At 66.1% G+C, this 18,836-nt stretch carries 19 protein-coding genes; 6 read left to right on the top strand and 13 right to left on the bottom strand.

Going from position 1 to position 18,836, the window contains the following annotated elements:
- On the top strand, window positions 1–675 hold the full coding sequence (locus FAZ69_RS19435; RefSeq protein WP_136896713.1) for a PqiC family protein: 675 nt from the start codon (window positions 1–3) through the stop codon (window positions 673–675).
- Between the two features lie 549 nt (window positions 676–1,224).
- On the opposite strand, the gene FAZ69_RS19450 is transcribed toward FAZ69_RS19435, so the two are convergent.
- Entirely contained in the window at window positions 1,225–1,698 is a 474-nt protein-coding gene (locus tag FAZ69_RS19450) for a hypothetical protein (RefSeq protein ID WP_240702336.1), read from the bottom strand.
- A gap of 223 nt (window positions 1,699–1,921) precedes the next feature.
- On the opposite strand from FAZ69_RS19450, the gene FAZ69_RS19455 reads away from it, so the two are divergent.
- Complete coding sequence (locus FAZ69_RS19455) at window positions 1,922–2,377, top strand: DUF3617 domain-containing protein (RefSeq protein WP_136896714.1); 456 nt, start codon at window positions 1,922–1,924, stop codon at window positions 2,375–2,377.
- 484 nt (window positions 2,378–2,861) lie between these two features.
- On the opposite strand, the gene FAZ69_RS33310 is transcribed toward FAZ69_RS19455, so the two are convergent.
- The gene (locus FAZ69_RS33310; protein ID WP_169708699.1) at window positions 2,862–3,020 is read right to left on the bottom strand and encodes a hypothetical protein; all 159 of its coding nucleotides are present in this window, start codon (window positions 3,018–3,020) and stop codon (window positions 2,862–2,864) included.
- Window positions 3,017–3,763 carry a response regulator gene (locus tag FAZ69_RS19460; protein ID WP_136896715.1) on the bottom strand — a complete coding sequence of 249 codons (747 nt, stop codon included), beginning with the start codon at window positions 3,761–3,763 and terminating at the stop codon, window positions 3,017–3,019. The genes FAZ69_RS33310 and FAZ69_RS19460 overlap by 4 nt, the downstream gene beginning before the upstream one ends.
- A 284-nt stretch (window positions 3,764–4,047) precedes the next feature.
- On the opposite strand from FAZ69_RS19460, the gene FAZ69_RS19465 reads away from it, so the two are divergent.
- The gene (locus FAZ69_RS19465; RefSeq protein ID WP_136896716.1) at window positions 4,048–4,233 is read left to right on the top strand and encodes a hypothetical protein; all 186 of its coding nucleotides are present in this window, start codon (window positions 4,048–4,050) and stop codon (window positions 4,231–4,233) included.
- 102 nt (window positions 4,234–4,335) lie between these two features.
- Here FAZ69_RS19465 and hutG read toward each other — a convergent pair whose 3' ends face one another.
- The 7 genes from hutG to hutH form a co-directional block, all read right to left on the bottom strand.
- The gene (gene hutG, locus FAZ69_RS19470) at window positions 4,336–5,148 is read right to left on the bottom strand and encodes an N-formylglutamate deformylase (protein ID WP_136896717.1); all 813 of its coding nucleotides are present in this window, start codon (window positions 5,146–5,148) and stop codon (window positions 4,336–4,338) included.
- A 69-nt stretch (window positions 5,149–5,217) separates the two neighbouring features.
- Window positions 5,218–6,612 (bottom strand): formimidoylglutamate deiminase, encoded by a 1,395-nt coding sequence (locus FAZ69_RS19475; RefSeq protein ID WP_136896718.1) that lies wholly within the window; start codon window positions 6,610–6,612, stop codon window positions 5,218–5,220.
- Between the two features lie 26 nt (window positions 6,613–6,638).
- Window positions 6,639–7,868 (bottom strand): imidazolonepropionase, encoded by a 1,230-nt coding sequence (gene hutI, locus FAZ69_RS19480; protein WP_136896719.1) that lies wholly within the window; start codon window positions 7,866–7,868, stop codon window positions 6,639–6,641.
- A 51-nt stretch (window positions 7,869–7,919) separates the two neighbouring features.
- Entirely contained in the window at window positions 7,920–8,606 is a 687-nt protein-coding gene (locus tag FAZ69_RS19485) for a HutD/Ves family protein (protein WP_136896873.1), read from the bottom strand.
- Window positions 8,603–10,291 (bottom strand): urocanate hydratase, encoded by a 1,689-nt coding sequence (gene hutU / locus FAZ69_RS19490; protein ID WP_136896720.1) that lies wholly within the window; start codon window positions 10,289–10,291, stop codon window positions 8,603–8,605. The genes FAZ69_RS19485 and hutU overlap by 4 nt, the downstream gene beginning before the upstream one ends.
- A 43-nt stretch (window positions 10,292–10,334) precedes the next feature.
- Window positions 10,335–11,030, bottom strand: coding sequence for a histidine utilization transcriptional repressor HutC (gene hutC / locus FAZ69_RS19495; RefSeq protein ID WP_136896721.1), 696 nt, complete (start codon window positions 11,028–11,030; stop codon window positions 10,335–10,337).
- A gap of 44 nt (window positions 11,031–11,074) precedes the next feature.
- Window positions 11,075–12,601, bottom strand: coding sequence for a histidine ammonia-lyase (gene hutH, locus FAZ69_RS19500; RefSeq protein ID WP_169708700.1), 1,527 nt, complete (start codon window positions 12,599–12,601; stop codon window positions 11,075–11,077).
- Window positions 12,602–13,121: 520 nt separating this feature from the next.
- Here hutH and FAZ69_RS33315 point away from each other — a divergent pair.
- Window positions 13,122–13,295, top strand: a complete 174-nt coding sequence (locus FAZ69_RS33315; RefSeq protein WP_169708701.1) for a hypothetical protein — start codon at window positions 13,122–13,124, stop codon at window positions 13,293–13,295.
- Window positions 13,296–13,470: 175 nt separating this feature from the next.
- Here FAZ69_RS33315 and FAZ69_RS19505 read toward each other — a convergent pair whose 3' ends face one another.
- Together FAZ69_RS19505 and FAZ69_RS19510 are read right to left on the bottom strand one after the other, a co-directional pair.
- Window positions 13,471–13,995, bottom strand: coding sequence for a hypothetical protein (locus FAZ69_RS19505; protein ID WP_240702338.1), 525 nt, complete (start codon window positions 13,993–13,995; stop codon window positions 13,471–13,473).
- Window positions 13,992–15,041: a hypothetical protein gene (locus FAZ69_RS19510; protein WP_136896722.1), complete on the bottom strand. Its 1,050-nt coding sequence runs from the start codon at window positions 15,039–15,041 to the stop codon at window positions 13,992–13,994. Before FAZ69_RS19510 ends, FAZ69_RS19505 begins: the two co-directional genes overlap by 4 nt.
- A gap of 161 nt (window positions 15,042–15,202) precedes the next feature.
- Between FAZ69_RS19510 and FAZ69_RS19515 the strand changes: the two genes are divergently transcribed.
- Entirely contained in the window at window positions 15,203–16,744 is a 1,542-nt protein-coding gene (locus FAZ69_RS19515; protein WP_136896723.1) for a sensor domain-containing diguanylate cyclase, read from the top strand.
- Here the strand turns inward: FAZ69_RS19515 and FAZ69_RS19520 are convergent.
- Window positions 16,741–17,712, bottom strand: coding sequence for an alpha/beta hydrolase family protein (locus FAZ69_RS19520; RefSeq protein ID WP_136896724.1), 972 nt, complete (start codon window positions 17,710–17,712; stop codon window positions 16,741–16,743). The genes FAZ69_RS19515 and FAZ69_RS19520 overlap by 4 nt on opposite strands.
- A 93-nt stretch (window positions 17,713–17,805) precedes the next feature.
- Between FAZ69_RS19520 and FAZ69_RS19525 the strand changes: the two genes are divergently transcribed.
- Window positions 17,806–18,753, top strand: coding sequence for a LysR substrate-binding domain-containing protein (locus FAZ69_RS19525; RefSeq protein ID WP_136896725.1), 948 nt, complete (start codon window positions 17,806–17,808; stop codon window positions 18,751–18,753).
- The last annotated feature ends 83 nt before the right edge of the window (window positions 18,754–18,836 follow it).

The raw sequence follows: 18,836 nt of genomic DNA on the forward strand, positions 1-18,836 counted from the left end.
ATGAAACAACCCCCACGCTCGCCTGCTTTGCATGGGGCGGCCCGGCGCGCCCTCTTCCGCGTTGGCCCGGCCGCGCTCTTGCTCGGCCTCGCCGCCTGCGCCTCCGAACCGGTCCACTACCACACGCTGCTGGCGCCATCGGCAGGCGCGGTGTCGCCGCAACAGCCCGTCGACTTCCTGATCGACGTCCTCCCCGTCGGCATCCCTGCCAGCCTCGACCAGACGCAGCAGATCGTGCGGCAAGGCACGAACGGCATGGCCGTGCTCGACGGCGAACGCTGGGCAAGCCCATTCGGCGAAGAAATGCGCGGCGCGCTGTCGGCCGAGCTGACGAGACGGCTCGGAACGCAGGACACAGCCGGCCTGCCGCCCCCCGGAAAGCCCCTGCTGAGAATCAAGGTCCAGGTTCGCCGCTTCGATACCTGGCCTGGGCAGCGCGTCCGGCTCGACGCCGACTGGAGCCTGGGCTTCGCCGCCGACACGGCAAACCGCCGGCTGTTATGCCACGGCGATTTCGACGAGCCCGCCGGCGGCAGCTACGCCGAAACGGTGACGGCGCAACAGCGCGCGGTCGCGGCGCTGGCCGCGCGGATCGATATCGACGCGCGCCGCTGGGCACGTTCGCGCAGCGTGGCCTGCTCCCAGGAAAGCAGCGAGCGTGAGGCGCAGCGTTGAGCGCCGGATCGCATGCGTGGACACGCCGAGACCCTCTATCCGGCCTGAAACCGGACTCGGCGCGCTATCGCGCCATCTCTTCCCAATCCCGCAATCGCCATTGAAACGATAGAAAGAGGCTTTGATGCACAGATCGCTGCTGTCCGCCCTGAAGCTCGCCGCCGTGGCCACTGTGGCCGCCGCCTCGTCGCTGCTGTTGACGGCCTACACGCCGCCGCCCCCCGTGACGCCCGACGACCCGCCACCGCCCGTGGTGCCCGTGCCTGTGCCTGTGCCGCCACCGCCCGTGGTGCCTGTGCCACCTCTCCCCGTGGTGCCTGTGCCGCTGCCGCTGCCGCTGCCGCTGCCGCCACCGCCGCCGCCGCCACCGCCACCGCCACCGCCACCGCCACCGCCACCGCCACCGCTGCCGCTGCCGCCACCGCCACCCGTGCTGCTCTTCCCAGCGCCGGTACTGCTCGCCCCGGCGCCGTACTAAAGCCAGGATCAATTTACGTTTGATGCGAGCGCCGCTGACACCGGAAGCGGCGCGAAGCAACTCTGGGCAAGCTATCTGTCGACGGCCTCGAACGTCCGCTCGCCCAACTTCTGCGCAACGTCCTCGATGCCCCGGAAAGGTACGCGGTAGTGGTACTCCAGCGACACCAGTTTTCCATCGGCCAATGCGTCGGCTTTGATCTCATCTTTCAGCACGAACGCGACCGGCGGCACGAGCAAGGAAACGACGAAAATAGCGGAGCGCTCTGCGAGGCCACGTTCCGTGTAGTCCTTGATCGTCAGCGTCACCTTCGTGTCACCTGCGATCGGCACGCCGGCTTTGGACGCTGCCGCAACGTAGCCCTTATGGATCGCCTCCGGAACGCTCGGGCGCACCTGACACTCCCCGCAATCGATCACTACCGAAATATCCGGCACGCTCTTCGGTTGAGCCCTCGAGGCCGTTGGGCCTTCCGTCGTGCATCCAGCCAGGAGCGAGCCGGCCGAAATCAGTCCCAGTGCTACAAGTCGCGTGAAGTCATTCATGATGTTGTCGTTGATGTGGGTGGTTGCCCGGCACTGATGCGCCATGCAGGTCGTTTGACACTGTGGATTCGGTAATGTGATCCCGCCTTGGTTGCCGCGCCAGTCACGCGAGAGACGATCTGCGACATCAAGCCGGTACGCGTCACGCACCGTCACATTTCGCGCGACGCCCGGCGCGCGTTGAACCCTAAACTCGCTTCATTCCCAACCACGGAGCAATGTCATGGCGTTACCTGGAGCGCGATCGGTCATCTGGCTGGCAATAGCGGTACATGCGGGCGCGTTCGCGCAGGTTCCCGTGAAGCCAGGGAAGTGGGAACTGACCAGCACCTTCAGGGGCCTGCCTTTCGGCGACTCCGCGAAGCCTGCCCGAACGGCGTGCATTTCAGCGGCAGAACTCGGCTCCATTCCCGAAAAAGCCCTGATGAGCGCTGCGCCCGCACCCGCTGACGATGGGTCCAGAGCCCCCCCAAAGTGTGCGTACTCCAACATTCGCCGCGAAGGCGCGCAGTCTTCATGGGCGCTGGCCTGTGAAGGTCCGACAATGTCCGGATCCGGCAACGCGACGGTTATGCCTGAAGCGGCGGACCTATCGGAGACATTCAAACTGGAAACGCCCTTCGGTTCGCACTCCATTCAACACATCGTGCTGGCACGTCGCCAGGGGGATTGCCTTTGAACACCGGCTTGCGCGTCTGATCGATTCGGCAACCGGCGATTTCATTAACACACGTCATAAACAACTGGCGACTGAATGCGACGAATCACTTCTCTATTCGCCGTACTCTTGATTTTTTGTACCTCGGGGTGCACCACTCAACCTTTTCTTTCTGGTCTGGTTGCGGGCACAGTGATTGGTGCTGGTGGAGTCGTCTGCATGTCGGCTTGCCGATAGTTTTCACTCACGCATCCGACATTTTCCTCATCCCCTAAGGAGAGGTGTTGTGTTAGCTGTTTTTTTCGTAGTCGCGCCGGTAGCGATTTTCGGTCTGTTCGGGATTGCAGCAAAGATCGACCCGAAGACCGGACATTGGCGAACGCGTCACAGGTCCGCGCGAAATCTGGCGACGTTCGATCCCGATCGCGTGCGATAGGAAATTCTCGCTCTGCACTACGCGGCGGACCATCAGTGCTTCTGTCTTGGGATGGATGCGTGATCCGCTTCAATCCATGCCGAACGGGGCAGGGAACGAATTGATCAGTTGAGCGACCAGCGTACCAAGCACTACGCCCAGTACCACTGCGCACAGCACTACCATTGCGAATGTGAGCGCCTGACGTACGATCCAACGTACCGGTGAAAAATCGCGCTGTTTGCTCATGCCGGCATCTTGGTTGCGACTGGCACGAAAACATAGCCATGTCCGCGTACGGTCTGGATATACCTGGGCACGGCCGGGTCCGGTTCCAATAGCCTGCGCAGGCGGACCATCGCGGCATCCACGGCTCGCAGGGAGACAGCGTCCTCGCGCAAGTGAGACACGGCCACTAGACGCTCCCGTGACACAGGGATGCCAGCATTCGTCGCCAACTCGGCAAGCATCGTGTATTCGATTGTGTTGAGAACGCGCACATTGTTGCTGCGGTACAGACTTCGCGCCGCCACATCGAAAACATATTCCCCAATCTGGATGGAAGCACTTGAATCAAGTGGCGCGCCCGGTGTGATGGTGGTTCGCCGCAGAACGGCCCGCACGCGGGCGAGCAGTTCCCGGTGCCCGTATGGTTTGCTCAAACAGTCATCCGCGCCCATTTCCAGCGCGACCACACGTTCGATTTCCTCGCTGTGCCCCACCAACAAGATAATCGGAACACGATCCCCCTCTGCCCGCAACTTGCGACAGGCGCCAAGTCCGGACATTATTGGCGACCCCACGTCGAGCACGATCAGGTCGGGACGCACCCGATGAACACGGCGAAGCATTTCAGCTGCAGTGGCCATGGGCGTGACAATGAGCTTTTCCCTTTCCAGGTAGCCGCAAAGCCTGTCCCTCACCGCGCCATCACCCTCCACAACGAAAAGGTGATAGGGACGCACGCCGTCCATGAATTCGATGTCTTTCATTGGTTCATCATGCGATCGAGACGAATAGTTCCGTTGTCACCGGCCGGAGCCGCTGGCAGTGCTCCCTTGCGTGAGACACCGCACGACGCCCTCCACTGCGTGATGGCCGATCCCTCTGGGTACCGAGCGAGCGACAGCTGGCACGAGGGCATGGCCGAGATGGCGCGGCGAGGAAGACCGCACAGCATCGGCGAGATTTTGAGCATCGTAGATGCACTCGCCGTCCATCGCGGTCAAGCAACGTTAAGCTGGGTAAAAACTCGGGCAGCCCAGCTGTGCGGACTATGGGTCGAGTCAGTCTCGTACGTCTCGAACTGCGGCGCTACGGGCTAAGGTTCGCGCGCTCGATGGGGCGCACGGGCAATGCCGTGAACTATGTCGACGATTTCGAGCAGTGGGTGCGCCGCCGGTTCGGGCGCAAGGCAGGCGTGGATGAAGTCGATTTGGCGAAGGATGCGGCGGGGCAATGAAGACGCTTCTTCAACGGATCGGGCACGGCTTCCTCCGCGAGAAGCTGGCCGTGCCCGAACGGTTGTCCGCAGTCGCGAGCGGCTTCGGATACTCGGCGGAAATCAGCTCGCTGCGACGCGTTCAAGCGCGGTCTTGACCAGCGTTTCAAGCAGCGGCTCGACTTTGGCGGCGAGCGCGTCGTCGTAGGCATACGGCATCCGCTCCTCCATATACGTGATCTGCGAGAGCTCCAACTGCAGCGCGTGGATGCCATTCTTGGGCACGCCATATTGGCGCGTGATATAGCCGCCCTTGAAGCGCCCGTTGGCGACCGCCGTATAGCCGCCGTGCTTCGTCACGATCGCGGCCAGCTCCTCGGCCAACCCCGCAACCGCACTCGCACCGCCTGCCGTGCCGAGATTGAAATCCGGCAAGCGCCCTTCGAAGAAACGCGGCACTTGCGAGCGAATCGAATGCGCCTCCCACAGCAGCACCTTGCCGTGCCGCGCCTTGAGCGCGGCCAGTTCGTCAACGAGCGCTTCGTGGTACGGCTTCCAGTAAATCTCGCGACGACGCGCAATTTCCGCCTCGTCCGGCTCGCGGCCCGGCTGATAAAGCGGCTCCTTATCAAACGTATCGACAGGCAAAAGCCCCGTCGTATCCTGCCCCGGATAAAGGTTCGCGCCATCGGGCGGCCGGTTCAGATCGATCACATAGCGCGCATACGTCGGGCTCAGAATCGAAGCGCCGAGCCGCTTGGCAAACCCATACAGCCGGTCGAGATGCCAATCGCAATCATCGACGCGCAGCGCAGCCGGCGTCATCGTCGCCGCAATGTCATCGGCGATGCGTGTGCCGAGGTGCGGAATCGAAATCAAAAGCGGCAAGCTGCCGCGATGCAAGGTGTAGATCGGGAGATCGGTGGAAGCGGTCATGGCGGTGCGCGTAACGGAATAGGTGGCCGACGCGTGTGCGTTGGAATCGATCAAAGAATAGGCCGGCTGTCAGGCTAACAGGTCCGCGACGACCGCGCGATAGGCAGCGTAGGCCGTGTCCTCGTCGGCGTGCCGGCGCGCCTCGACGACTCGCCGTCCACCCGCATACACGTCGCGAACCGGCGTTTCGCCATGCTCGCAGAACACGATGCCGGACAGCCACTTGTCCGGCGCATGCTCGGCGAGGCTCGGGTGATCGGGATCGAGCACGAGCCAATCGGCGCGGCAGCCTGCCTGCAGCGCGCCCGTCGCGCGGCCTGTCGCTTGCGCGCCGCCCGCGAGGGCCGCGTCGAACAGACGATCCGCGACATGCGAATGCGCGTCGGATGCCAGCACGTTGCGCTGCCGCCGCGCGAGCCGCTGGCCATATTCGAGGAGCCGCAGCTCGGCGCGCCAGTCGACGCCGATATGACTGTCCGAGCCGACGCCGAATCGCCCCTGCGCTTCGAGGTACGCGTGCGCGGGAAAAATGCCGTCGCCGAGATTCGCCTCGGTCGTCAGGCACAGGCCGGCCACTGCACCGCTCTTCGCGAGCGCAGCGGTTTCGGCGGCATCGATATGCGTCGCGTGCACGAGGCACCAGCGCGCATCGACGTCGAAGCGATCGAGCAGCCACTGCACCGGACGCGCGCCGGTGGTTGCCAGGCAGTCGTCGACCTCGCCGGTTTGCTCGGCGATGTGAATGTGAATGGGAGACGCGGTGTTCGAAACCGCGTCATCGAGCCCAGCAAGCAGCGCCCGCAACGACGCCTCCGACACTGCCCGCAACGAATGCGGCGCCACGCCATAACGCAACGCGGCATGCTCCGGCCGCGCGTGCCGCAGCGCCGCGAGCAATTCGAGCAGACCCTGCGGCGTATTGATGAACCGCCGCTGGTCCTCGCGCGGCGCCCGCGCCCCAAACCCGCTGTACTGATAGAGCACCGGCAGCATCGTCATGCCGATGCCCGTGCTCGCCGCCGCATCGACGACGCGCCCGGCCAGCTCCGCCGCATTCGCGTAGCGGCTGCCGTCGGCGGCGTGATGCACGTAGTGGAACTCGCACACCGACGTATAGCCCGCCTTCAGCATCTCGATGTAAAGCCAGCGCGCGATCGCCCCGAGCCCTTCCGGGGTGATGCGCGCGGCGAACCGGTACATCAGGTCGCGCCAGCTCCAGAAATTGTCAGTGGCGTTCGCACGGTACTCAGCAAGCCCCGCCATCGCGCGCTGAAACGCATGCGAATGCAGGTTCGGCATGCCGGGCATCACCGGACCCGTTGCGCGCGCAACGTTCGCGAGCGGCACGCTGTCGGGCGTCACCGCGCGCAGCACGCCGGCGTCGTCCCATTCGAGCAAAACGTTGCGCCGCCAGCCCTCGGGCAGATACGCGTGCTCGGCAAAAAGCATGTGGTTTGCAGTCATCGGTCGAAAGCTCGAAGAGGGGGCGTTTACAGGATCGGATGCGCATCGCGCACATAGACCGTCTCGCCCGCGCGCACGACGCGCTGCGTGAGCGGCCGCCCGATCCAGTAGGCGAGCTCGGCGAGCGTATCGACGGACCACGCGGCGAAGTCCGCCGCGCGCCCCACCGCCAGCTCGCCGTGACGCGCCTCTTGCCCGAGCGCGCGCGCCGCGTGTTGCGTGACGCCCTTCAGCACTTCGGGCACCGTCAGGCGGAACAGCGTGCAAGCGAGGTTCAGCATCGCGACGAGCGAGGTCGCGGGCGAGGTGCCGGGGTTGCTGTCGGTCGAGATCGCGATCGGCACGCCGTAGCGGCGCAAGAGGTCGATCGGCGGCAGTTGCGTTTCGCGGATGAAGTAGTACGCGCCCGGCAGCAGCACGGCAACCGTGCCCGCCTCCTTCATCGCGGCGACGCCCGCTTCGTCGAGAAATTCGAGGTGGTCGGCGGAGAGCGCCCGGTAGCGCGCCGCGAGCGCCGCGCCGCCGCCGTTGCTCAACTGCTCCGCGTGCATCTTGACGGGCAGGTTGCGGCGCGCCGCCGCTTCGAACACGCGCTCGCTCTGCGCCAACGAAAAGCCGATGCGCTCGCAGAACACGTCGACCGCATCGACGAGCCCTTCGTCCGCGAGCGCCGGCAGCATGGTGTTGCAGACTTCGTCGATGTAGTCGTCGGCGCGGCCCGCGAATTCGGGCGGCAAGGCGTGTGCGCCGAGAAACGTCGTGTAGACCGAGACCGGATAGCGGCGGCCCAGCTCGCGCGCGACGCGCAGCGTCTTGCGCTCGCTCGCGAGGTCGAGGCCGTAGCCCGACTTGATCTCGATGGCCGTGACGCCCTCGGCGATCAGCGGTTCGAGCCGCGCGGCCGATGCGCCCAACAGCTCGGCTTCGCTCGCCGCGCGCGTCGCGCGCACCGTCGAGACGATGCCGCCGCCGCGCTTGGCGACCTCTTCATAGCTCGCGCCCGCGAGGCGCAGGGCGAATTCGTCGGCGCGCTGGCCGCCGTAGACGAGATGCGTATGGCAATCGACGAGCCCCGGCGTGACCCACGCGCCGCTCAAGCTCTCGCGCGGCCACGCCGCGAATTCGCCCGGCAGGTCGCGTTGCGCTCCGAGCCAGGCCACCTTGCCGTCGCGCACGGCGAGCGCCGCGTCGGCGATCGTGCGGTCGGGGTCGCCTTGCGCACAGAGATGGAAGTTATGCCAGACAGTGTCGTTCATCGCGTGCTCGATTCGGTTTGCGATTGCAGGCTCATGACGGCCGGGGGCCATTCACACGTAGCGGATGTACACCGCGAGCATCACGCCCGTGCCGGCCACGGCGCACGACAGCGCGCGAGGCGCCTCGATGCTGAGCGTGTCCATTTCACCGAGCGTGACCGGCGCGCCGCCGCCCTGTGCGTCCAGCCCGAGCGTCACGTCGAGCGTCCCGCTCGCGCAGAACAGCAGCATCACGTCCGCGTCGAGCGTATGCTCCGCGTCGCCGCGCCAGACGTCGACGAGGCCCCGCACGCGGCCGCGCCTCAACATCAGGTTGAAATCGCGCGTCGGGCCGTCGACGAGGCTCGCGTCGATCGCCGCCTCGCCGTTGAAGTGCGCGGCGTCGAGCGGTTTTCTGAGCTCGTGCGTGACGCCCCCTTGCTCGTCGAGCAGCATGCCGTTGCCCGAGAGCAGCACGAGCGTCCGGTCGACACCCGCAAAGCGCGAGAACGGCCCTGCCTTCTCGACGTCGGCGACGGAGACGCGCCAGACGAACGTCTCGAGGTCCGAGCCCGCCGGCGCCCCGAAGGAAGTCCCCGTGGGGGAAAACGCCGCGATCTCGCGCGTCACACCGCCGCCGTTCTTCCAGCGCGAGGCGGCGAGGCCGGCCGCGCGCAGCAGCGTGACCGCGCCCGCGCGCGGCTCGCGCGGACCGGATGCATCGGCCGTGACACCACCCACGCCGGCGGCCACGTTCAGCGCCCCAGCATCGGCAGCTTGAGCCCGGCTTCGCGCGCGGTCTGCTGCGCGAGCTCGTAGCCTGCGTCGGCATGGCGCATCACGCCCGTGGCCGGATCGTTGAACAGCACGCGTTCGACGCGGCGCGCGGCGGCATCCGTGCCGTCGCAGACGATCACGACGCCCGAGTGCTGGGAGAAGCCCATCCCCACGCCGCCGCCGTGATGCAGCGACACCCAGGTCGCGCCGCCGGCCGTGTTGAGCAGCGCGTTGAGGAGCGGCCAGTCGCTGACCGCGTCGGAGCCGTCCTTCATCGCCTCGGTCTCGCGGTTCGGGCTCGCGACCGAACCCGTATCGAGGTGATCGCGCCCGATCACGATCGGCGCCTTCAGCTCGCCGTTCTTGACCATCTCGTTGAACGCGAGGCCCAGGCGATAGCGGTCCTTCACGCCGACCCAGCAGATCCGCGCGGGCAGCCCCTGGAACGCGATGCGCTCGCGCGCCATGTCGAGCCAGTTGTGCAGGTGCGGATCGTCGGGGATCAGCTCCTTGACCTTCGCATCGGTCTTGTAGATGTCCTCGGGGTCGCCCGAGAGCGCGACCCAGCGGAACGGCCCCTTCCCTTCGCAGAACAGCGGCCGGATATACGCGGGCACGAAGCCCGGGAAGTCGAACGCGTTCTTCACGCCCATTTCGAGCGCCATCTGGCGGATGTTGTTGCCGTAGTCGAGCGTCGCCGCGCCGCGCTGTTGCAGCGCGAGCATCGCCTCGACTTGCTTCGCCATCGATTGCTTCGCGGGCTGCACGATGCTTTGCGGCTCGACCTTCTGACGCTCGCGCCATTGCTCTACGCTCCAGCCCTGCGGCAGGTAGCCATGGATGGGATCGTGCGCGCTCGTCTGGTCGGTCACGCAGTCGGGCGTGATGCCGCGCGCGACGCATTCGGCGAATACGTCCGCCGCGTTGCCCAACAGACCGATCGACACCGGCTTGCCGCCCTTCTTCGCCTCCTCGATCATCGCGAGCGCTTCGTCGAGCGTCTTGGCCTTCTTGTCGACATAGCGCGTCTTCAGGCGGAAATCGATGCGCGTCTCGTCGCATTCGACGGCGATCATCGAGAAGCCCGCCATCGTCGCCGCGAGCGGCTGCGCGCCGCCCATGCCGCCCAGGCCGCCCGTCAGGATCCAGCGGCCCTTCGGATCGCCGTTGAAGTGCTGGTTCGCGACCGAGAAGAACGTTTCATACGTGCCCTGCACGATGCCCTGGCTGCCGATGTAGATCCAGCTGCCCGCCGTCATCTGGCCGTACATCATGAGGCCCTTGCGGTCGAGCTCGTGGAAGTGCTCCCAGTTCGCCCAGTGCGGCACGAGGTTCGAGTTCGCGATCAGGACGCGCGGCGCGTCGGCGTGCGTGCGGAACACGCCGACCGGCTTGCCCGATTGCACCAGCAGCGTCTCGTCGTCGTTGAGGTCCTTCAGCGACGCGAGGATCTGGTCGAAGCAATCCCAGTTGCGCGCCGCGCGCCCGATGCCGCCATAGACGACGAGCGCATGCGGATGCTCGGCGACTTCCGGATCGAGGTTGTTCTGGATCATGCGGTACGCGGCTTCAGTGAGCCAGCTCTTGCAGGTCTTGTCCGCGCCGCGCGGGGCGCGGATCGTGCGGGTCGGGTCCAGGCGCGGATCGATGTGCTTCGGATTGTTCATGTCGGCTCTCTTCGGGTTCGGTTGATGCGGTCAATGCGGCGGTTCAGAAATGTCCAGTGAAACGGTAGCGGCTGCCCGGATGCCAGAGGTTCGCCACCGAGGCGACGAGCCCCTGCGACCACGTGCGCCGATGCAGCATCAGGCAAGGCTCGGCGTCGCCCATCGTGAGGTGCATGCGCGTGGACGCCTCGGGCTGCGCCGCCTCGATCCGGTACTCGACGCGCTGCAGCGGCGCGACGCGCACGAGGTACTGGTTCGGCGTGGTCAGCGCAAAGTCCTGCAGCGCGTACTCGGGCGCGACGGCCGGGTTGACCCAGCGCTCCTCGAGCTGCACGGGCTCGTCGTTCTCGAAGTGCAGCACGCTCGAATGGAACACGGGGCTGCCCGCGCTCACCTGCATCTCGTCGGCGAGCGCGTCGTCGGCGATCGTCGCGCCCAGATGCAGCACGCTCGCGTGATGACGATGGCCGCGCGCGACGATCTCGTCCGAGATGCTGCGGATCGCGACCAGCGTCGACTCGTACTTCGGACGCGCGACGAAGGTGCCTGCGCCCTGCACCCGCGTGAGCACCTGCTCGGCCGTCAGCTCGCGCAGCGCGCGATTGACGGTCATGCGCGCCACCTTGAACTCGCGCGCCAGCTCGTTCTCCGACGGCACCTGATCGCCCTCCGCCCATTCGCCCGCATGGATGCGCGCGAGGATGAAGTCCTTGATGCCTTGATAAGCGGGAGCGTTCATGCGGGTGCTTGCTGGTGAGTCTGGTGAATCGGGTCCGGCTCGCCTCAGTGCTGCTCGGAGACGAACGAGAACGGGCTGTGCGACGCGAACGTGCCGTTCTCCACGAGCTTCGCGATCGCCGCGATGTCCGGCGCGAAGTAATGGTCGAGCTCGTAGTGCGGCACGGCTTCGCGCACGGTGTCCAGCACGCGCTGCAGCGCCGCGCTCGTCCGGTTCGGCGCGCGCAGGTCGACGCCCTGCGCCGCGGCGAGCAGCTCGATCGCGAGGATGTTCGCGGTGTTCTGCGCGATGTCGGCGAGCTTGCGCGCGGCGAACGTCGCCATCGAGACGTGGTCCTCCTGGTTCGCCGAGGTCGGCAGCGAATCGACGGAAGCCGGATGCGCGAGCGTCTTGTTCTCCGAGGCGAGCGCGGCGGCCGTCACGTGCGCGATCATGAAGCCCGAGTTGACCCCGCCGTCCTTCACGAGGAACGGCGGCAGGCCCGAGAGCGTCGCGTCGATCAGCAAGGCGATGCGGCGTTCGGCGAGCGCGCCGATTTCAGCGGCGGCAAGCGCGAGATTGTCGGCCGCGAACGCGACCGGCTCCGCGTGGAAGTTGCCGCCCGAAAGCACTTCGCCGGTGTCGGGGAAGATCAGCGGATTGTCGGAGACGGCGTTCGCTTCGATGAGCAGCACGTCGGCCGCGTGGCGCATCTGGTCGAGGCACGCGCCCATCACCTGCGGCTGGCAGCGCAGGCTGTACGGGTCCTGCACCTTGCCGCAGTCGCGGTGCGAGAGGTTGATGCCGGAGCCGTCGAGCAGCGCGCGATAGGCAGTGGCCGCATCGATTTGGCCCTGGTGGCCGCGCAGCGCGTGAATGCGCGCGTCGAACGGCTTGACCGAGCCGGCCGCCGCGTCGACCGACAGCGCGCCCGCGACCAGCCCCGTGCGATACAGGTCTTCGATCGCGAACATGTTGTAGAGCGCGAGCGCCGCGGACGCCTGCGTGCCGTTCAGGAGCGCGAGGCCTTCCTTGGCTTGCAGCGTGAGCGGCTTGAGTCCGGCCGCGCGCAGCCCTTCTTCGGCGCTCGCGCGCTCACCGCGCACGAACACCTCGCCGATCCCGAGCAGCACCCCGGACATGTGCGCGAGCGGCGCGAGGTCGCCCGAGGCGCCGACCGAGCCCTTCACGGGAATCACGGGCAGCACGTCGGCGTTGAACAGCGTGACGAGCGCGTCGATGACTTCGCGGCGGATGCCCGAATGGCCGCGCCCGAGGCTCGACACTTTCAGCGCGATCAGGAGGCGCACGACGGGCGCCGACATCGGCTCGCCCACGCCCACCGCATGCGAGAGCACCAGGTTGCGCTGCAGCAGTTCGAGCTGGTCGTGGGGGATATGCGTGCTGGCGAGGCGCCCGAAGCCAGTGTTGATCCCGTAGGCGGGCTCGCCCTTGGCGGCGATCTCGGCGACGGCGCGCGCGCAGGCGTCGATCGCGGCGAAGCTGGCGGGGTCGAGCTGGAGCTTGACGGGACGGCGGGCAATCTGGCGCAGCTGCGGAAGGGTCAGGTGGCCGGGCGTGAGAGTCATCATGGGAGGAAAGGTCCTGTCATCTGCAAAACGTGGAGGCAGTCTAGCGCCGCCAGCTTGTATATACAACTCGTTTTTACGAATTCGGGATAAGGGGTTTCACTAATGCATGGCGAGGCGATCGAGCTGATCCAACCCCGCGTATTTTCTGCCTTGCAACAAACTCAGGGCCGCCGCGCCGGCCCCTGGGCTCGCCTGAGTAAAAAGCGACCGACTTGTCTAGACACATCCGTTTTGAAAGAACTTCACATCCCGCAGCCCCCCTTACCCGGCGCGCACCGGAACAGCACCCGGCGCGCACCGGAATGGATGCGCCGGCGCACCGCAAATGCGCGAATCCGGGTGCCGGACGGGCCGCAATGCTCGCGCGCGGTGCCGGACGCAAACAGGCACGGCCGATGCTTTACCTCTATCGAGCCGCCACACCGGCTCGCGGCAACCGCCGCGAACCGGCTCGACGCCGCACGAGACCGGACCCATCCGGCCGCCCTGAACGACAAGCGAATCGCACGGAGAACAACACGTGAACATCATTGAACTGGCAAAGGAGTCCGGCATGGCCGTTCTGCTCGACGGCAAGATCGGGCGCGAGGAGTACGTGAGCGTCAGTGGATCGCTCGCGGCGCTCGCCCGGTTTGCCGAAGCGGTACGGACGACTGCCAAGCCCGCGGAGGAGGCCGAAGAGACCCAATCCTGACGGCTTCGTCCCCGACGCAGCGGCAACGCGCCGCCGCTGTCCGGTTGCCGGCCGCTCGCGCTTCTCATCGCAAGCGCGCAGGCCGCGCCGCTCAGGGCGCGGGCACCGTCGGCGCAATCGCAAGAAGCCTGGCGATTTCCGGACGACTCCGCTCGTTTTGCCTTGGACGGCAGAGCTAGTCATCGGACGGCTTGGCGGGCTTTGCGACCTTGAAGGGCTTGATGACGTATTTCTCGCCGTGCTTCATGCAGTCGTCGGCGACGGCGTGCCACCATTGCTCCGTCACGAGGTAAGTGCTGCCGTTGATGTCATCCTCGGTTTTGACCGTGTCTTTGCCGAGTTTCAAGCTGCGGTGAACGCCGATCAAAGTGTCTGCTCGACTGTCGGGGTCCAACGCGCCGTCCCAAAGAAGGAGCCGCTTTTCTTCTCTCCAAAGAACCCAGACATTCATGCTTCCGGTCCGCCACCGGTAGCCGACGACGCAGAAATGATTGGTTCGATGATTTTTCTTGAAAAACGCGACTGCGTTCGTCATGACAACCAGCGGATCTTTGTAATACAGATCGTCGGATACGGCGAATCTCGAAGTGGGTTTTCGGTTGAATCCCTCGGGAAGATCGTCCGCGGCAAAACCTGTCGTGCAGATGAACATGGCCGATATAAATGCGGCAACGAAGCTCACGGCGTTTGTCTGTTTCATCGCCGCCCCTCCGCCCGAGACTGCGCTTTCGAAATGAAATCATTCGTCAACGTATAAAAGTCCTGTCCACCTTTTGTCGCGAATTGGACGAAATTGTTGCCAGGTGACTTTGCCTCGTTAGTACGCCACGCATAGAGGCCAGTCGGACAGGGGTCCGCGCTCCAGAGCTCACTTCTTGCCACCGCCAATGCGGTTTCAAGGTAGTCCCGATATTGCTTGTTGAGCCTGTGCGTTCCGTCATTTGCATTCTTGATTACCTTGTCTATTAATCTTTGCTGCAGAGATCCTATGCTTGGGTATTTTTCAAATCCGTCCACTTGATTGGGCGCCTTGATCAACGCCTCCAGGGTGCTCACGTCTCGGCCCGCTGCGAAGTGACTAGCACCAAGCTTGAGACGGTTTCTCAGCACAACGACCATCCATTGCATTGCTTCCCGCGCCTCGTCTAGGCTGACGAAACGGGTATTTTCCGGTCCCGCATTCTCCGAAATCAACATTCGCGCCAACATCCCCGTCTCGGTGACGGCAGGCGGCAGTTCGAGTCTCGGGAGTATCTGCACGGTGAGCCGTGGCGTGTCGAGATCGCGGCTCAGCGGATGACCGCGCTCATCGCTGACGTAGGCTTCCACGTGAGCAATTTGGTGGCATGAAACACCACACCCACTGACTTTCAGCGTGAGACGTTGCTCGACGTCCCTGTGGTTGACGCTGACGGGCATGACTTTCGCGGCAGGGTGGTCGCTCATCAGAATCAGATGTCTGCGGTCCGGCCCCAATCCGGAGACTTTAAACGGGAGCAGGTCGCCCGCGACCAGCGTGATTTGCGCTCCGATGACGGATCCGTCGTTGCGTAGCAATTTAGTCAGGTGGAAGCCTCTTCTGTCGATGGTGGAGCCCCACTGTGTCGATCGGGATTCGAGATATCCATCGGACAATTCCGATATGCTCGCTTCTCGCTCTTCCCCTTTCGCCTCCCCTCCCGCGCAACCCCAGCCGCAAAAAACGTTGAACCGCCCGGTAAACCCCGGCGAATTCAGCCCTTTCAAACAGCCGCCTCGACGCTATACTTTCCGGGCTTCCGTAGCTGCAAGCGCCGCTCCTGCCCCGCTCGCCGATACCGCTCGCCGGCAAGCCGTCAACTCAACAATGGTCCGATGAAACTGGAGCCCCACCGTCCTAGCGCCGAATTCGCGGCGCCGCTGCTGCGATGCTGACGCGCCGCCCAGGCCTGATCGTCGCGTTCAGCGGCGCGCTGGCGGCCTCGGTGCTCGCCATCTGCGTCTCGGTGCTGCTCCAGATGCGGCACGACGCGCTGCAGCACGCCCAAGACTCGGCCACCAACCTGCTCCTGCTCGTCGAGCGCGATACCGCGCGCAATCTCGAGATCTACGACTTGTCGCTGAAGGCGGTCATCGCCGGCCTCAATGAGCCCGGCGTCGACAAGCTGCCGCCCAGGATCCGCCAGATGATGCTGTTCGACGGCTCGGCGATGGCCTCGCACCTGGGCTCCCTCCTCGTCATCGACGCCAAGGGCAATCCGGTCTACGACTCGCGCGCCGTGCCGCCGCGCCAGATCAACGTCGCGGACCGCGACTACTTCCAGGTCCAGCGCGATTCGCCCGGCGCCGGCCTCTACGTCAGCCGCCCGTTCATCCCGCACCTGTCCGACAAGAGCCCGAGCATTGCGTTGAGCCGCCGGCTGTCGAATCCCGACGGCAGCTTCGCGGGCATCGTCGTCGGCACGCTGCGGCTCGAATACTTCCGCAGCCTCTTCGACGGCATGAATCTCGGGCCGCACGGCTCGATGGCCCTGATGCTCGCCGACGGCACGATGCTGATGCGCCGCCCGTACGACCCTCGCATCATCGGCCGCAGCCTCCTGAACACGGCCAACTACACGCGCTTCACGCAAGCGCCGAGCGGCTCGTTCTTCGGCACCGCGGCGATCGACGGCGTCGAGCGCTGGTACGCGTTCACGCACGTCGCGCGCTTCCCGCTGATCTACGACGTCGCGCTCTCGACCGACGACATCTACGCGAACTGGCGCCGCCGCGCCTGGGTCTTCGGGATCATCGTCGGCGTGCTCGACGTCCTCATCATCTGGTTCGCGCTCCTGTTCGCGCAGCAACTGCGGCGCCGCATGGCCGTCGAGGCCGAGCTGCGCATGCTCGCGCGCACCGACGGCCTGACGAGCCTCAGCAACCGCCGCGCGCTCGACGAAATCGGCGCGCGCGAATGGCGCCTCGCGCAACGCGGCCCACAGCCGCTCTCGGTGCTCCTGATCGACGTCGATCACTTCAAGGGCTTCAACGACCTCTACGGGCACGCGGCGGGCGACGAAGCGCTGATGGCCGTCGCGCGCTGCATCAGGAACACCCTGCGGCGCCCCGCCGATCACGCGGCGCGCTACGGCGGCGAGGAGTTCGTCGTGCTGCTGCCGGCCACGGGCGTGGCAGGCGCGCGGGCCGTCGCCGAACGCATGCGCGAGGCCGTGCAGGCGCTCGGGATGCGGCACGTGGCGAGCACGCATCAGGTGCTGACGGTCAGCGCCGGCGTGGCGAGCACCGAGGGGCGTTCATTCGCCGATCTTCGCGCGCTGATCGCCGCCGCCGACGCAGCGCTTTACGCAGCCAAGGCCGAGGGACGCAACCGCACGATGGCGAGCGGCGTCGACGATTGCCATGGCGCGGAGGGCACGCCGGCGCCGTCACCGGCGCCCGCTCCCAAATCCGATGTGAGTCCCACCTAGCGGGCGCGCCAGGACGGCAAGACGACGCTGCCCGGCGCGTCTTCCGGCAACGCCGCCGACTTCAGCCACCCGAGCGGGATCTGCCAGAGCGTGTCCTCGAAGCGGCTGTGAAAGAACGCGAAGTGCCCGATCACGGCCTCGCCGATCTGCTCGGGCGCAATCCGCAGATGCGTCACCGCGCTGCCGGTGAAATACGCGAGCAAACGCTCGATGGCCGGGACGGTGCCGAACTCGTCGTCGGTGACGCTGATCGCCAGCAGCGGCGCGCGCACCGCTGCGAACCGCTCGACGAGGCGCGCGCGCTCGGCCTCGTCGAGCGCGAATGGGCCGCGCCCGAAGGTGTCTTCGAAGCGTGCCCGGCTGCGGCACCACGACAGCGCGACGCCCTTGGGCGTGTCCTCCATCCAGCCGAGACGCTTGGCCGGCACGTAGCCGCAGAGCGCCGCCAATACCGGCATCAGCAGATGCCAGCGCCAGAGCATCGCGCGGCGGCGCTCGGGCGCGTAGTCGCGCGAGTACGCGTACTGCGCGCCCATCGTGACGATGCGCCGGATCCGCGCGCTGGACGGCGCAAGTCCGGCGACGAAACCGCCGATGCTGTGCGCGACGACATCGATAGGCTGCCCGGCGAATTCGCGCGCCGCGTATTGCAGCACCGCCTCGAAATCGAGCCGCCCCCAATCGAGCCACGAGGCCCGAAAACCGCGCAGCGTCGACGGCCGCGACTCGCCGATGCCGCGGTAGTCGTAGACGACGACATCGTGGCCGTGCTCGAACAGGAACGCCGCGAACCGGAAGTAGTAGCGGCAGCGCACCGACGTCGCCGCGTTGACGATCACCACCGGACGGTCGGCCCGGCCTGCATCGGGCGCGCGGCGGCGCCAGACGAAGCCGTTGATCGGGCAGCCGTCGGCGGCGGCGAGCGCCACCGGTTCCGGCTCGATAGCACGCGTTTGCCTCTCCTGCATCGTCTCTCTCTCAAGTAGCCATCCGCACCATTGCACTTGACTCGCCCGCCGCGCTCAACCAACCTTCTCGCATCTTTCGCATGAGGAGGACGCATGCCAACTCCCCTGGTCCGGCTCGCGCCGCTCGACCTGATCCGCGGCTTCGTGGCCGTCGGCCGGCGCATGAGCATCACGCTCGCCGCCGAGGACCTGTGCCTCACGCAATCGGCGCTGAGCCGGCAGGTGCACGCGCTCGAGGACCTGCTCGGCACCGCGCTGTTCCATCGCGGCTACCGGTCGATTTCCTTCACGCCAGCGGGCGAGCGCTTGTTCCGCACCGCCGACAGCGCCGTCCAGCAATTGCAGGAGGTCTTCGAAGTCCTCACCCAGGCGCAGGAGCGCTTGCCCGTGACGATCACCGCCAGCATCGGCGTAACGGCGCTCTGGCTGCTGCCGCGGCTCAACCGGTTCCAGCAACGCTACCCGAATATCGACCTGCGCGTCGCCGCCATCGACAAGAACCTCGACTTGCGCGCCGAAGGCATCGATCTCGGGATCCGCTACTGCACGGCCAAAAGCGCGCCCCCGGGCGCCGTGCTGCTGTTCGAAGAGGCGGTGGTGCCGGTGGCGCATCCGTCGCTGAAGCTCGCGCGGCTCGACGAGCGCGGCGCGCTCGCCGCCCACGTGCTGCTCGAATTCGACGGACCGCGCCGGCCGCTCCTGCGCTGGGCCGACCAGCTTGCCGCCATGGGGCTCGCGCAGGTCAAGCCGAAAGGGATGCTGCGTTTCAATCAATACGACCAGGTCATTCAGGCCGCCCTCGCCGGCCAGGGCATCGCGATCGGCCGCATCGCGCTGATCGAGCCCCTGCTCGCCGAGGGCAAGCTCGCCGCGCTCGACGACAGCGTCCCGGGCCGCACCACGGCCTATGGATACTGGCTCTATCAGGCCGAAGCGAATCCGCGGCAGGACGTGAGCGATGTCGTCGCGTGGATCCGCTCCGAGGCGCGCGCCGCAGAGGCCGCCGTGAGCCAAGTGCTGGCCGCGCAGGGCGGCGGCTGACAAGACCGGGGGGTCGAGGTTGTTCTTCTCGCATGCATCGTATGCATGCGAACGCTTCCAAAGTAGCGTTTGAAGCACGTCTT

The organism is Trinickia terrae (assembly GCF_005144415.1).
Lineage (GTDB): Bacteria > Pseudomonadota > Gammaproteobacteria > Burkholderiales > Burkholderiaceae > Trinickia_A > Trinickia_A terrae.

Coding starts and splice junctions, on each gene's coding strand:
- FAZ69_RS19435 (WP_136896713.1), top strand. CDS start 1: ATGAAACAACCCCCACGCTCGCCTGCTTTGCATGGGGCGGCCCGGCGC.
- FAZ69_RS19450 (WP_240702336.1), bottom strand. CDS start 1,698: ATGAATGACTTCACGCGACTTGTAGCACTGGGACTGATTTCGGCCGGC.
- FAZ69_RS19455 (WP_136896714.1), top strand. CDS start 1,922: ATGGCGTTACCTGGAGCGCGATCGGTCATCTGGCTGGCAATAGCGGTA.
- FAZ69_RS33310 (WP_169708699.1), bottom strand. CDS start 3,020: ATGAGCAAACAGCGCGATTTTTCACCGGTACGTTGGATCGTACGTCAG.
- FAZ69_RS19460 (WP_136896715.1), bottom strand. CDS start 3,763: ATGAAAGACATCGAATTCATGGACGGCGTGCGTCCCTATCACCTTTTC.
- FAZ69_RS19465 (WP_136896716.1), top strand. CDS start 4,048: ATGGGTCGAGTCAGTCTCGTACGTCTCGAACTGCGGCGCTACGGGCTA.
- hutG (WP_136896717.1), bottom strand. CDS start 5,148: ATGACCGCTTCCACCGATCTCCCGATCTACACCTTGCATCGCGGCAGC.
- FAZ69_RS19475 (WP_136896718.1), bottom strand. CDS start 6,612: ATGACTGCAAACCACATGCTTTTTGCCGAGCACGCGTATCTGCCCGAG.
- hutI (WP_136896719.1), bottom strand. CDS start 7,868: ATGAACGACACTGTCTGGCATAACTTCCATCTCTGTGCGCAAGGCGAC.
- hutU (WP_136896720.1), bottom strand. CDS start 10,291: ATGAACAATCCGAAGCACATCGATCCGCGCCTGGACCCGACCCGCACG.
- hutC (WP_136896721.1), bottom strand. CDS start 11,030: ATGAACGCTCCCGCTTATCAAGGCATCAAGGACTTCATCCTCGCGCGC.
- hutH (WP_169708700.1), bottom strand. CDS start 12,601: ATGATGACTCTCACGCCCGGCCACCTGACCCTTCCGCAGCTGCGCCAG.
- FAZ69_RS19505 (WP_240702338.1), bottom strand. CDS start 13,995: ATGAAACAGACAAACGCCGTGAGCTTCGTTGCCGCATTTATATCGGCC.
- FAZ69_RS19515 (WP_136896723.1), top strand. CDS start 15,203: ATGCTGACGCGCCGCCCAGGCCTGATCGTCGCGTTCAGCGGCGCGCTG.
- FAZ69_RS19520 (WP_136896724.1), bottom strand. CDS start 17,712: ATGCAGGAGAGGCAAACGCGTGCTATCGAGCCGGAACCGGTGGCGCTC.
- FAZ69_RS19525 (WP_136896725.1), top strand. CDS start 17,806: ATGCCAACTCCCCTGGTCCGGCTCGCGCCGCTCGACCTGATCCGCGGC.